This window comes from Nostoc sp., from assembly GCF_036917095.1.
Lineage (GTDB): Bacteria > Cyanobacteriota > Cyanobacteriia > Cyanobacteriales > Nostocaceae > Nostoc.
In genome coordinates this window covers 252,124-264,170 of sequence record NZ_JBALFH010000041.1, presented here as the reverse complement: position 1 = coordinate 264,170, position 12,047 = coordinate 252,124, and the positions used below count along the sequence as shown (strand labels likewise).

The following is a 12,047-nucleotide window of genomic DNA, read 5'->3' as shown; positions in this document are numbered from 1 at the left end:
CATTGGTCATTGGTCATTGGTCATTGGTCATTGGTCATTGGTCATTGGTCATTGGTCATTGGTCATTGGTCATTGGTCATTGGTCATTGGTCATTGGTCATTCTCTCTCATCTCCCTCTTCCCTACTCCCTAACTATCCTTACCCAATTCGGTAAGTAGCCGCCGAATCATAGATGCATCCTCGGCATCGGGAATTTTTGTTAAATAATTTTGTAAGTCGTCTGCGGCTTGGGGGTAGTAACCGAGTTGATAATAGATCAGACCGCGATCGCGCAATTCTAAAGTTAAACCAGGAAACAGCAACAAAATTCGTTCAACTGCTGCCAGCGTTTTTTCTAACTCTTGCTGTTTGAGGTAAATAAATTTTAAATTTGTCAGCATCCGTGCCAAAAATTGCCGATTACCGACTACAGCTAAAAATTCTGGTTGTAGCGTCACAGGTTGCTGATAAATTTGAGACAGGCGTTCTTCGCAATCTTGGGCAAATATTATTTCGCCACCATTGAAAGCATCGACAAAAATCTCTATATCAGGAATATCCGGGCGGATTAGAAAATGTCCTGGCATTCCCACACCCACCATCGGAAAATCAATCCGTCGAGCAACCTCCAGGTAAACCAGCGCCAAGCTAATAGGAATCCCCAGGCGGCGGTCAATTACATCATTGAAAAAGCTGTTGCGTGGGTCGTAATAGTCAATCTTATTACCAGAAAACTTTAAATCATCGTAGAGATACTGATTAATACTTTGAACTATCCGCAGAGGATATCGCGAGTCAGGCAGGCGTTCTTGAAGCTCCCATGCCATTGTATCAAGGGCGTTGAGGTATTCCTCTGGGTCTAGCTTGGGATATTCTTCTTGTGCAATATACAAAGCTGCCTTTGCTAGGTCAATGTGCTCGTCAGACTGCTGAATCTCCTGGTAAAAATATTGTCGTGCTGAGGAGAAATTCATAAGCTGTTGCCCGGTGGAGGTGTGAAGATGAAGCGGGTGAACTTACACCAGTTTGTTGTAACTACATTTATTTTAGCGCTGTATTAACACCGATTGACGGCAGGAGTTTCCAAACTTACGCAGCTTTGGATTTCTGACTTTAATCAAATCTTATGGGTACAGGAGTAGTATAAAGCTGCTGTAAAAAAACACCCCAACTTTAACTATGTATTTGCTCATAAATACTTATATAAGGCTGGCGTTAAGTCAGTTTTTACTACTGTTAAATTGAATCTATAGGTCAATGTTTGCGTATTTATACGTATATATTGTCCTCAACAACTAAATTAACTACTAAACTATTTAATAAATATTGAGCAAGAGAATAAAGTAATTTTTATGACAAAAGCAGCGATTTTGAAACATATAAGCAAAATCAGCATAGCGATCGCAGCTTCTACTGTAATTGGAATTGCAACATCAGCTTCTGCTAAAGCCGCAACCGTGGTTCTTCTAGAAGACAATTTTAATACTGAAAATAGCGGCAATCGGGCGTTAAACTAGAACAATTTTGCCAATTGGAGTGTTACAAACGGAACAGTTGACCTGATTGGAAATGGGTTTTTTAACTTCTTGCCAAACAACGGGCTATACGTAGATACAGATGGCTCATCAACTCTGGCTGGTAAACTTGAATCTAAAACAACATTCGCGTTTAATGTCGGTGACATCCTCAATTTAACTTTCAAGCTGGCTGGCGATCGAAGAAATAACGGTTTAAACTCTGTGTCCGTATCGTTGGGTAGCCTGTTGAACGAAACAATTACGCTGCCATCGTCCCAGAACTTTACAACCTTTACTCGCAACATCACAGTCACCTCAGCGACAACCGCCAAATTGGCTTTCGATGGGCTTGGTGGAGATAATATTGGACTACTGCTGGATGACGTGAAATTTACTAAGACCACCTCTGTTCCTGAACTTACCTCCATAATCGGTTTCCTAGCCTTCAGTGCTTTCAGCACTGCTTCCCTTTGCAAGCGCAAACAGCTACAAAAAGCTGCCGTGAAAGCCTAAATTTCTTCTCACCTTCATTTTGATACCTGCTGTGCCTGACATTAACAGGCACAGCATTTTTTTTTGACTAAGAATTTTAGATTTTTTTGGTTCATGACCTGTATCCTCATGGTCTCTTTCAATCCAAAAGACGCTCTCTACAAGACGCTGTGCGTAGCTTGCTTCCCTGCAAGGGTACGCGGGCTTGCTTTTTGCGTCGCGATCGGCAATCCAAAATTGCTTGACTGACTTGAAAAGTTTTACAAGCAAGCCTACCTTGGCTACTCAGACACCAGTCTTAAGGATCAATTTAAGGCGAAGGTAGGGTCGTTCAGTGCTAATCTGAAAGGTGACATTGCTTAATTTTATGTCTTCTCCGACCGTATCTGAAAACTAGCTTCACTCATTAGGCGCAGCATGGTCACAACCGCAGAAAAAACAAACATTGGCTACATTACCCAAATCATTGGCCCAGTCGTAGACGTTAAATTTCCCGGCGGGAAATTGCCACAAATCTACAACGCTTTGAAAATCAAAGGCACCAACGAAGCTGGACAGGAAATCAACATCACCGTTGAAGTACAGCAACTGCTGGGCGACAACCAGGTGCGGACTGTTGCGATGAGTTCCACCGAAGGCTTAGTGCGCGGTTTTGAAGTCAGCGATACAGGCGCTCCCATTACCGTGCCAGTTGGTAAAGCCACCTTGGGCCGAATTTTCAACGTCCTTGGCGAACCTGTGGATAACAGGGGCCCAGTAAACGCTGAGGCAAGTTTACCTATCCACCGCTCTGCTCCTAAATTCACCGACCTGGAAACCAAACCTTCGGTGTTTGAGACTGGGATTAAAGTTGTTGACCTTCTGACTCCCTATCGACGCGGCGGTAAGATTGGTCTATTCGGCGGTGCTGGTGTTGGTAAGACCGTAATCATGATGGAGTTGATTAACAACATCGCTACCCAGCATGGTGGAGTATCCGTATTTGCTGGCGTGGGTGAACGCACCCGTGAAGGTAATGACCTCTACAATGAAATGATGGAATCTGGGGTTATCAACAAAGACAACCTCAACGAATCAAAAATTGCTCTAGTTTACGGTCAAATGAACGAGCCACCCGGAGCAAGAATGCGGGTTGGTCTTTCGGGATTGACAGTAGCAGAGTACTTCCGGGATGTGAACAAGCAGGATGTGCTGCTGTTTATTGATAATATCTTCCGGTTTGTACAAGCAGGTTCGGAAGTGTCCGCGCTACTAGGCCGGATGCCTTCTGCGGTAGGATATCAGCCCACATTGGGAACCGACGTAGGTGAACTGCAAGAGCGGATTACCTCGACTACCGAGGGTTCCATTACCTCGATTCAGGCAGTGTACGTACCTGCGGATGACCTCACCGACCCCGCACCTGCTACCACCTTCGCCCACTTGGACGGAACCACAGTACTGTCTCGCGGTTTGGCAGCTAAGGGAATTTATCCCGCAGTTGACCCCCTTGGCTCAACTTCCACCATGCTTCAACCAAATATTGTCGGTGAAGAACACTACAATACTGCCCGGGCGGTGCAATCAACTCTGCAACGTTATAAAGAACTCCAAGACATTATCGCCATTCTCGGTCTAGATGAATTGTCTGAAGAAGACCGTCTCATCGTCGCGCGGGCGCGGAAAGTTGAGCGCTTCTTGTCTCAGCCATTCTTTGTAGCAGAAGTATTCACCGGTTCTCCTGGTAAATATGTGAAGTTGGAAGATACCATCAAAGGGTTCCAAAAAATTCTGTCTGGTGAGTTGGATGCTCTGCCAGAACAGGCTTTCTACTTGGTTGGCGATATTAACGAAGCGATCGCTAAAGCTGAAAAAATCAAAGGTTAGTCATTAGTCATTGGTCACTGGTCATTGGTCACTGGTCATTGGTCATTAGTCATTAGTCATTAGTTCAAGGCTAATGACTAATGGCAATTACAAATGACAAATGACAAAAGACAAAGGACAAAGGACAAAAGACAAAAGACAAAGGACAAAAGACAAATGACATTAACCGTTCGTGTAATTTCCCCAGACAAAACAGTATGGGATGCCCCAGCTGAAGAAGTAGTTTTGCCTAGCACCACTGGTCAACTAGGTATCTTAACTGGACACGCACCGCTTTTGACTGCCCTGGATACTGGTGTAATGCGAGTTCGTGGCGCTAAAAATCAGAATTGGGAAGCGATCGCTCTTTTGGGTGGCTTTGCCGAAGTCGAAGAAAATGAAGTGACAATTCTGGTTAACGGCGCTGAACGTGGCGACAAAATTAACCTTGATGAAGCCCGTACTGCTTACAACCAAGCAGAAGCGCGTCTAAGTCAAGTCTCAGCAGACGATCGCCAAGCCCAAATCCAGGCAAATCAAGCCTTCAAACGCGCCCGCGCTCGGTTTCAAGCTGCTGGCGGTTCGGTCTAATTTAACTTTCTATTTCAACTTTGTAGGTTGGACATTACCCAACCTACAAATTATTTATTAAATTTTAAAAAAATTACGCCAAGTTTAAGAAATCGAGGCAAGCGTTAGTGAAGTGTTAACTTAGCTAATTAGTTGCCCAGATGGGCACAGATTATGAAAAGCTTTTCATCTTTGCTTGGTACTCGTAAACAAAATAAGTTAGCTCGCTTTGCAGCATCTATCGTAGCAACGTTAGCGATCGCTAGTAGTATTCACTCTGCCAATGCGACTCCTGTAACAAATACTGCAAAAGAAATTACTTCGGCGACTGTCCAGCTAAATCAGACCAAACCAAATATTTCCCAGTTACAAATTAGCAGGACTGAATATCAAGCTGCTGGAATTAATCCTGTTGTAGTGGTTCCCATTCTACTCGTTGGTGGTTTAGTTATATTTGTCCCCTTATTCTTTGGCGGGCTTGTAGTAATTGGCGAACGTGAAGTTGGTATTGTAGTTAGAAAATTTACCCTTTCCGGGCATGGACTCCCCGCCGGAAGTTTGATTGCCCTCAACGGGGAAGCTGGCTTGCAAGCAGATACTTTAGCTCCTGGTTGGCACTGGGGCTATTGGCCTTGGCAGTATTCTGTAAAGAAAGAATCAGTAATTGTCGTTCCCCAAGGGGAAATCGCTTTGATTGTGGCAGCAGATGGCGCATCCAACCCACCAGAGCGGATTTTGGGTAAAATTGTCAGTTGTGACAACTTCCAAGATGCTCGGAAATTTCTCACCCAAGGCGGGGAGAAAGGGCGGCAAATGGGTTTTCTTACCGCTGGTACGTACCGGATTAATACTGCCCTATTTAAAGTCATCATGGCATCAAATGCCAGCGCTCATGGTATGACTCCAGAACAGTTGCGGGTGTACAGTCTGGCATCTGATAAAGTTGGCATCGTTACTACCTTAGATGGTGTACCAATCTCCGCTGGTGAACTCGCAGGCCCCATAATTGACGGACACGACAACTTCCAAAATGGTCAGAAATTTATTAATGGCGGGGGGCGGCGAGGCTTACAAGAGCAAACCTTGCTTTCTGGTTCTTGGAACTTGAATCCTTGGTTTGTCCAGGTTGAGCAAGTGCCGATGACGGAAATTCCCATTGGGTATGTGGGTGTGGTGATTTCTTTCGTCGGCAAGGCACATCAAGATGTCAGCGGTGCAGCTTTCACCCACGGTAACTTGGTGAATCCTGGACATAAGGGCGTGTGGGTAGAACCGCTGTATCCTGGCAAACATCCGATTAATTCCCGGATTATGAAGATGGAACTGGTGCCAACGACCAACATTGTATTAAACTGGTCAGATCGCACCGAACGTCACAGCTATGATGCTCAACTAGCTTCCTTGACAGTGCGATCGCGTGATGGGTTTGCCTTTGATTTGGAAGTAGCACAAATTATCCATGTGGGTGCTTTAGATGCTCCGAAGGTAATTTCCCGCGTTGGTGCAATGCAAAATCTGGTAGACCATGTATTAGAACCAACTATCGGTAATTATTTCCGCAACTCAGCCCAAAACTGTACTGTATTAGATTTTCTGACTGCTCGGAGCGAACGACAAACTGAGGCTGCTGAGTATATTAAAACAGCATTGCGGGCTTATGACGTGCAAGCGATCGACACCCTGATCGGTGATATTCAGCCACCAGCGTCGTTAATGCAGACACAGACAGACCGAAAAATTGCTGAAGAAGAACGCAAGACTTATGAAGTCCAGCAGATGGCGCAAACCCAACGGCAGCAGCTTGTCCGGGAAACGGCACTTGCTAATATCCAGCAAGAAATGGTGAAATCGGAGCAGAGTGTGCATATAGCTGACCTGAAAGCCCAAGCCCAAATTAAGGAGGCGAACGGTGAAGCTGAGGGGACAAAACTCCGGGCAATTGCTGAAGCTGAAGGTATCCGTGCCACAGGTAACGCCAAAGCTGAAACCTATCGCGCGGGTGTGGAAGCCTTGGGGCCACAAGGTTATACAGCAATGCAACTGATGCAGATTATCGGCGATCGCCATGTCCGCTTAATTCCAGATGTCTTAGTTGGCAGCAACGGCAGCAATAACGGCTTAGTGGACGGGCTATTATCCATGATTTTATGGAATCAAACTGGTAAAGGTGAATTGAAACCAACACCTTTGCATCCGCAACCAGTAGTTACCCAAACACAACCAACCACAGAAAACGGTTATCCACCTATAGTTGTGAATTTTCCAGGGGATAAGTAACATTAGCAACATCTGGTAGGGGCGCACATATCTGCGCCCCCATACGGTTTGGATAAGTAGGGGAGGCAGGGGAGGAAATAGCTATAAAGAGCTACGTTCAACCTCTTCTCCCAAACTTAAAATTCAATCGTTTTACCTTGGTGCGATACTTGTCATCCATACCTGTTAGCATCTCATATCAAACGAAGTTCCGAGTTCTGAGTAACTAAAAACAGCTATATTTTATTATGGATACCCAGTAGGCAAAGAAAGTTTGCTTTTACAAGAACGTTATCGTTTACTCAAGCAGATTGGTAAAGGGGGATTCTGTAAAACCTTCCTGGCTGTAGACGAAGGTCAGTTTCCGCCAATTCCTTGCGTCGTTCAAGAATTATCGCTCGAATACGAAACATTTAAAACTTTTCAGCAAAAGGCGCAACAGCTAGAAGAATTAGGAAAGCATCCCCAAATTCCGGCTTTGTTGGCTTATTTTCAGCAGAAAGGGCATTTTTATTTAGTGCAGGAGTTTATTGCAGGCACTAATTTAGCTGAGGTGGTTGAAGAAGAAGGTGCTTTTAATGAAACTCAGATTTGGCAACTTTTAGAAGATGTGTTGCCAGTTTTGCAGTTTATTAGCGATCGCCACATCATCCACCGCGATATTAAACCCCAAAATATCATCCGTAGATCCCCAATTACAAAAAAGGGGGATTTCGTCATAGTCGATTTTACCACTGCGAAAATCGTCACAGAAATCGAGCGGCTAACATTTGAAACCAGTATCGGTAGTCCAGAATACTCTGCACCAGAGCAACTTAAGGGAAAAGCAGTTTTTGCTAGTGACTTATATAGCTTGGGTGTAACTTGTATTTACTTACTTACCCAAATTCCACCCTTTGATTTATTTGATATTGCTAATGATTGTTGGGTTTGGCAACAATATCTTACTACCAAAGTTAGCGATGTCTGGCAACAAGACTCAAAAAGTTTACGCTTGACCCAAATCCTCGACAAGCTGCTGCAAAATGCTGTTAACCGTCGCTTTCAATCAGCTGATGAAGTTATGCAAGCAATGGGTATGGAATGTAAAACTCAAAATTTTAAATTACCAACTCCTCCTTGGCGATGCTTGCATACCTTAACTGAGCATTCTGGGACATTGAGTAGGGTGAATACCCTTGCCATTAGTCCTGATGGTCACACTTTAGCCAGTAGTGGTGATGACAAAAACATCAAGTTGTGGGATTTAAATAGCAAAAAAGTCCTAGCTAGCTTATCAGGACATTCCCAAGCTGTAAAATCAGTCGTCTTCAGTCCAGATGGGAAAATTCTGGCAACTGCTAGCGATGATAAAACTATCAAATTGTGGCAGTTTGATACATTAAAAGAAATCTGCACCCTCTTAGGACACTCACATACCGTAAAATCAGTTGCTTTCAGTCCAAATGGGCAGATTCTTGCTAGTGGTAGCTGGGATAAGACAGTCAAACTCTGGGATGTAAATACAGGCACAGAGATTTGCACCATCATTGGACACCAACTACAGGTAAATTCAGTAGCATTTAGTCCCCAAGGACAGCTTTTAGCTAGCGCTAGTTATGACAGAACAATTCGCCTGTGGCAGATACCTGTATTAGAAGGTTCCCAGAGAAAATTTCAAAACCGCTCATGCTATAGCTTGTTAAGCACCCTTTCGGGTCATGCATGGGCGGTTTTGACAGTCGCTTTTAGTCCTGATGGGAAAATTTTGGCGACGGGTAGTGATGATAACACTATTAAGTTATGGGAGGTAAACACTGGTCAGCTAATTTGCACACTTGTAGGCCATTCCTGGTCTGTGGTGGCTGTGGCTTTTAGTGCCGATGGTGAAACACTCCTAAGTGCAAGTTGCGACAAAACAGTTAAACTTTGGAGGGTAAGCACAGCAGAAGAGATTGTTACTCTCTCTGGTCATGTAGACTCAGTATCTGCTGTTGCTGTGAACAAAGTTACACAATTAATTGCAAGCGGCAGCCGGGACAAGACTATCAAACTGTGGCAGCTTGTAGAACAGCGCGTAGGCGTAGCCCGTCGTAGACATCGCTAATATTGTAATATCAGGCGCTACCTGTGAAGGCAACTTCTGGAAATTTCAACTGAGCTTCTGCCATTGGACGGTTTCTGCCTTCCTCTTGCCAGTAGTTAATCACTTCTGTCGCTTTATTAAGCAACTCGACACGATCCACGTCAGTAATCCAATGTTTGGACTCTAATTCCTTTTTTAACTCTTCCCAGGCATCATTTCTGGGCCAAAAAAAGTACTTAGTCAAGGGACTTGTGCCTTTGCCGACAATTTGATCGACTGCTAGAGCAACGTTCTCGTCTAACCACAGAATTTTCAAAATAAACTTTGTCAATCACACCTCCGGGAATTTCCGGGCATTACTGAACTAGGATAGCGATCGCTTATTTTAACGCAATACCCTATCAAATGACCAAACATTCAGGAGTACTGAAGTCATTATCTCACGCTCTTGCTTGGATGAATAATCAGATCGAGCAAGCCATCGATGAGGCGATCGTCCTCTATTGGCATAATATCTCCACCATGCAGCAGATTTCGCGTAGTCACAATATGGATCAGCGTTCCGATAAACGTTCGGGCTGCAACTTCTGGATCGGCAAGCTGAAGTTTAGGATGAGTAGCAAAGTATTGGGTGATAAAGTCAAGATTTGGTTTCTCAACATTTTGGAGAAAAACCCGTCCTAGTTCTGGAAAGCGACCTGATTCACCAATGACGATTCTAAAAAGTGCTATATCTTGCGGGTTTTGAGCAGCACAGTTAAGCATTTTAGTAGCATGACGTTTCAAGAATACAACGGGTTCTTCTTGGCATGAGGGAAAGTCTTGTTGCTCAAAAAAGTTTACTTTCTCTGCCATTCGTTGGATTAGAGCGGTAAACAATGTCTCCTTATCGGCAAAGCGTCGGTAAACTGTAGCTTTAGAAACCCCTGCGGCTGCCACAATTTTATCGATCCTGGCTCCTGCATAGCCATGCTCCATAAACTCCTGCATCGCTCCCCGCAGAATCGCTTCAGTTTTTTCGGGGGATAACTCCCGCTCAACACTCTTAAGGTTACTCATTATTCAATTTCCCGGCTTGCTGGGGATCTACAAATACTATTGACTGATTTCTATCATACCTCCTTAACAAGACGAAACAGTTTTGTTTAGTATTGCTTAAAAGCAATACTAAACAGTTTCGTATGCCAAGACGAATTCAGCCGAAACGAAAATGAAGAGAAGTACAAATGCGATCGCCAACAGAAACAGAAACAGATGATAATCTGCCGATTGTGATTGTTGGGGGTGGTTTTGCCGGATTGTTCGCAGCACTGCATCTGCGAGATTTACATTCCGGCCCGATTATTTTGATTGACCAAACATGGTGCTTCGTTTTTAAGCCACTGCTGTATGAACTGCTTAGTAGCGAAGTCAAGCTAGAGTTAATCTGTCCCCGCTACGATCGATTGCTGCACAACACTGGTATTACCTTTGTGCTTGGTACAGTAGAAGCGATTGACCTGGATCAAAAGCAGGTTAAACTCAATGGCTTAACCTATTCCTACCGTTATTTGGTACTGGCATTGGGCAGCACTACAAGCTACTTCGGCATACCTGGGGCAAAAGAACACGCGCTATCATTCCGCACAGGCTATGATGTGTTTGCGCTAGGACAGCACTTACGAAACCGCTTGCAGATTGCAACTCAAACCGAAGATATGGAGGAACGACGGGCAATGCTTACGGTGGCGATTGGGTAGTGCATCTGGGGTGGAAATGGCGGCAACGCTAGCGGATTTACTGCCAACTTGGTACATCCCTTTAGAGGGGAACCCACAGGATATTCGGATTGTGATTTTGCAGCGTGGTTCTGAGATTCTTAAAGAATCTGCAAGCGATCGCCTCCGTGAAACTGCACAGTTGGCTCTGCAACAGCGAACTGCCTCCGTCGAGGTGTTATTGGATGCTGAGGTGAAAGCGGTGCATTCAGGAGCCGTAGAGTTTGAGCGCAACGGGCAACTAGAGAGATTAGCCGCCGCTACAGTGGTATGGACGGCTGGGAATGCGACCCATCCAGTAATTGACGCGCTAGCGATCGCACCGGAAAACCGAGATAAACACAATCGCCCCCTGGTTAAACCGACTCTACAACTGCCAGAATTTCCTTTGATAGCCCAATTACATCTGGATCTTCCGAGCCAACTCATGATTTGAAGAACGGTGCTACAAATGGCTCTGCTTCGGTCGTACCTTCAGTGTCTACAGAGCCGAAGTCTACTGAAGAAACCTTTACTAAACTTTGCGCCTTTGCGGTTCGTTTTTCTTCCTTCTACTTAAATATAATTTAGAGATTTCCAAGAAATAAATTATCTAAATAAACTAACCACAGAGAGGATTGTTGCCTCAGTTTTGGGATACTTTTTATTCCGACATCTTCTGCTATTTATGAAAGGATGAATACATAGGCAAGATAAAAATAAAACTCTTTTCCTCCCTACCCATGACTCAACAAACTTCACCAAAAGCGATCGCTATTTTCGATATTGATGGCGTTGTGCGCGACGTTAGCGGTTCCTATCGCCGGGCGATCGCAGATACCGTAGAAGATTTTACTACCCAAGCATATCGACCAACCCCACTCGATATTGACCAACTCAAGTCTGAAGGCGTGTGGAATAACGATTGGGAAGCATCGCAGGAATTAATTTACCGCTACTTTGAAACCCAAGGACAGACTCGCGAACAATTGCGACTAGATTACAGTGCGATCGTTGCTTTTTTTCAATCGCGTTACCGCGGCCCTGACCCAAATAATTTTACTGGGTATATCTGTAATGAACCTTTATTATTACAACCTAGCTATTTAGAACAACTTACTCAAGCCGGGATTGCTTGGGGATTTTTTAGCGGTGCAACTCGTGCTTCCGCTAACTATGTCTTAGAAAAACGCCTCGGCTTGGAATCTCCGGTGTTGATTGCGATGGAAGATGCGCCAGGGAAACCTGACCCCACTGGACTTTTCGCTACAGTTCGGGAGTTAGAAAATGGAATTGAGCAAAAATTAGCGATCGTGTATGTGGGAGATACCGTAGCAGATATGTATACCGTTGAGAAAGCGCGGCGTTTAGATTCTTCTCGCCCTTGGATTGGTGTAGGAGTTTTACCGCCCCATGTGCAGGAAACAGCAGCGCGTAGTGAGGCTTATGGTGAGACACTAATAGCAGCAGGAGCAGCAGTAGTTTTGCGTAATGTGCAGGAATTGACCCCAAGACAGATTCAAGAATTGGTCAGTTCATCTACTTAATCTGTGGTCTAAGATTAATCAAGCTAGGGGTGCATGAAT

12 protein-coding genes are annotated in these 12,047 nt (G+C 44.6%); 9 read left to right on the top strand and 3 right to left on the bottom strand.

Annotation, left to right across the window (positions count from 1 at the left end; genetic code table 11):
• Window positions 1-129: 129 nt before the first annotated feature.
• Window positions 130-954 carry a SirB1 family protein gene (locus V7L01_RS23375; protein ID WP_335038871.1) on the bottom strand — a complete coding sequence of 275 codons (825 nt, stop codon included), beginning with the start codon at window positions 952-954 and terminating at the stop codon, window positions 130-132.
• Window positions 955-1,332: 378 nt separating this feature from the next.
• On the opposite strand from V7L01_RS23375, the gene V7L01_RS23370 reads away from it, so the two are divergent.
• The 6 genes from V7L01_RS23370 to V7L01_RS23345 all read left to right on the top strand — a co-directional run bounded on the left by V7L01_RS23370 (window position 1,333) and on the right by V7L01_RS23345 (window position 8,746).
• A complete protein-coding gene (locus tag V7L01_RS23370; protein WP_335038869.1) occupies window positions 1,333-1,497 on the top strand; it encodes a hypothetical protein in 165 nt (54 codons plus the stop codon).
• Between the two features lie 69 nt (window positions 1,498-1,566).
• Window positions 1,567-2,010, top strand: coding sequence for a hypothetical protein (locus tag V7L01_RS23365; RefSeq protein WP_335038867.1), 444 nt, complete (start codon window positions 1,567-1,569; stop codon window positions 2,008-2,010).
• Between the two features lie 396 nt (window positions 2,011-2,406).
• Window positions 2,407-3,855, top strand: a complete 1,449-nt coding sequence (gene atpD, locus V7L01_RS23360) for a F0F1 ATP synthase subunit beta (RefSeq protein WP_335038865.1) — start codon at window positions 2,407-2,409, stop codon at window positions 3,853-3,855.
• 156 nt (window positions 3,856-4,011) lie between these two features.
• Complete coding sequence (atpC, locus tag V7L01_RS23355; RefSeq protein WP_094348863.1) at window positions 4,012-4,425, top strand: ATP synthase F1 subunit epsilon; 414 nt, start codon at window positions 4,012-4,014, stop codon at window positions 4,423-4,425.
• Between the two features lie 153 nt (window positions 4,426-4,578).
• Window positions 4,579-6,681: an SPFH domain-containing protein gene (locus V7L01_RS23350; protein ID WP_335038863.1), complete on the top strand. Its 2,103-nt coding sequence runs from the start codon at window positions 4,579-4,581 to the stop codon at window positions 6,679-6,681.
• Between the two features lie 253 nt (window positions 6,682-6,934).
• Window positions 6,935-8,746 carry a serine/threonine-protein kinase gene (locus V7L01_RS23345; RefSeq protein WP_335038861.1) on the top strand — a complete coding sequence of 604 codons (1,812 nt, stop codon included), beginning with the start codon at window positions 6,935-6,937 and terminating at the stop codon, window positions 8,744-8,746.
• 10 nt (window positions 8,747-8,756) lie between these two features.
• Here V7L01_RS23345 and V7L01_RS23340 read toward each other — a convergent pair whose 3' ends face one another.
• Both V7L01_RS23340 and V7L01_RS23335 read right to left on the bottom strand, forming a co-directional pair.
• Complete coding sequence (locus V7L01_RS23340; protein WP_069071048.1) at window positions 8,757-9,056, bottom strand: 30S ribosomal protein PSRP-3; 300 nt, start codon at window positions 9,054-9,056, stop codon at window positions 8,757-8,759.
• A 104-nt stretch (window positions 9,057-9,160) separates the two neighbouring features.
• Window positions 9,161-9,784, bottom strand: coding sequence for a TetR/AcrR family transcriptional regulator (locus tag V7L01_RS23335; protein WP_335038859.1), 624 nt, complete (start codon window positions 9,782-9,784; stop codon window positions 9,161-9,163).
• Window positions 9,785-9,951: 167 nt separating this feature from the next.
• Between V7L01_RS23335 and V7L01_RS23330 the strand changes: the two genes are divergently transcribed.
• From V7L01_RS23330 to V7L01_RS23320, 3 genes are all read left to right on the top strand, one after another.
• Complete coding sequence (locus V7L01_RS23330; protein ID WP_335038858.1) at window positions 9,952-10,464, top strand: NAD(P)/FAD-dependent oxidoreductase; 513 nt, start codon at window positions 9,952-9,954, stop codon at window positions 10,462-10,464.
• 16 nt (window positions 10,465-10,480) lie between these two features.
• Window positions 10,481-10,918: a hypothetical protein gene (locus V7L01_RS23325; RefSeq protein ID WP_335038856.1), complete on the top strand. Its 438-nt coding sequence runs from the start codon at window positions 10,481-10,483 to the stop codon at window positions 10,916-10,918.
• Window positions 10,919-11,204: 286 nt separating this feature from the next.
• Window positions 11,205-12,008, top strand: a complete 804-nt coding sequence (locus V7L01_RS23320; protein WP_335038854.1) for a TIGR01548 family HAD-type hydrolase — start codon at window positions 11,205-11,207, stop codon at window positions 12,006-12,008.
• Window positions 12,009-12,047 lie beyond the last annotated feature (39 nt).

What these genes read in the sequence shown, in the direction of transcription:
- V7L01_RS23370 (WP_335038869.1), top strand. Translation starts at nt 1,333, where the DNA reads ATGACAAAAGCAGCGATTTTGAAACATATAAGCAAAATCAGCATAGCG.
- V7L01_RS23350 (WP_335038863.1), top strand. Translation starts at nt 4,579, where the DNA reads ATGAAAAGCTTTTCATCTTTGCTTGGTACTCGTAAACAAAATAAGTTA.
- V7L01_RS23335 (WP_335038859.1), bottom strand. Translation starts at nt 9,784, where the DNA reads ATGAGTAACCTTAAGAGTGTTGAGCGGGAGTTATCCCCCGAAAAAACT.
- V7L01_RS23330 (WP_335038858.1), top strand. Translation starts at nt 9,952, where the DNA reads ATGCGATCGCCAACAGAAACAGAAACAGATGATAATCTGCCGATTGTG.
- atpC (WP_094348863.1), top strand. Translation starts at nt 4,012, where the DNA reads ATGACATTAACCGTTCGTGTAATTTCCCCAGACAAAACAGTATGGGAT.
- V7L01_RS23320 (WP_335038854.1), top strand. Translation starts at nt 11,205, where the DNA reads ATGACTCAACAAACTTCACCAAAAGCGATCGCTATTTTCGATATTGAT.
- V7L01_RS23375 (WP_335038871.1), bottom strand. Translation starts at nt 954, where the DNA reads ATGAATTTCTCCTCAGCACGACAATATTTTTACCAGGAGATTCAGCAG.
- V7L01_RS23325 (WP_335038856.1), top strand. Translation starts at nt 10,481, where the DNA reads ATGGCGGCAACGCTAGCGGATTTACTGCCAACTTGGTACATCCCTTTA.
- atpD (WP_335038865.1), top strand. Translation starts at nt 2,407, where the DNA reads ATGGTCACAACCGCAGAAAAAACAAACATTGGCTACATTACCCAAATC.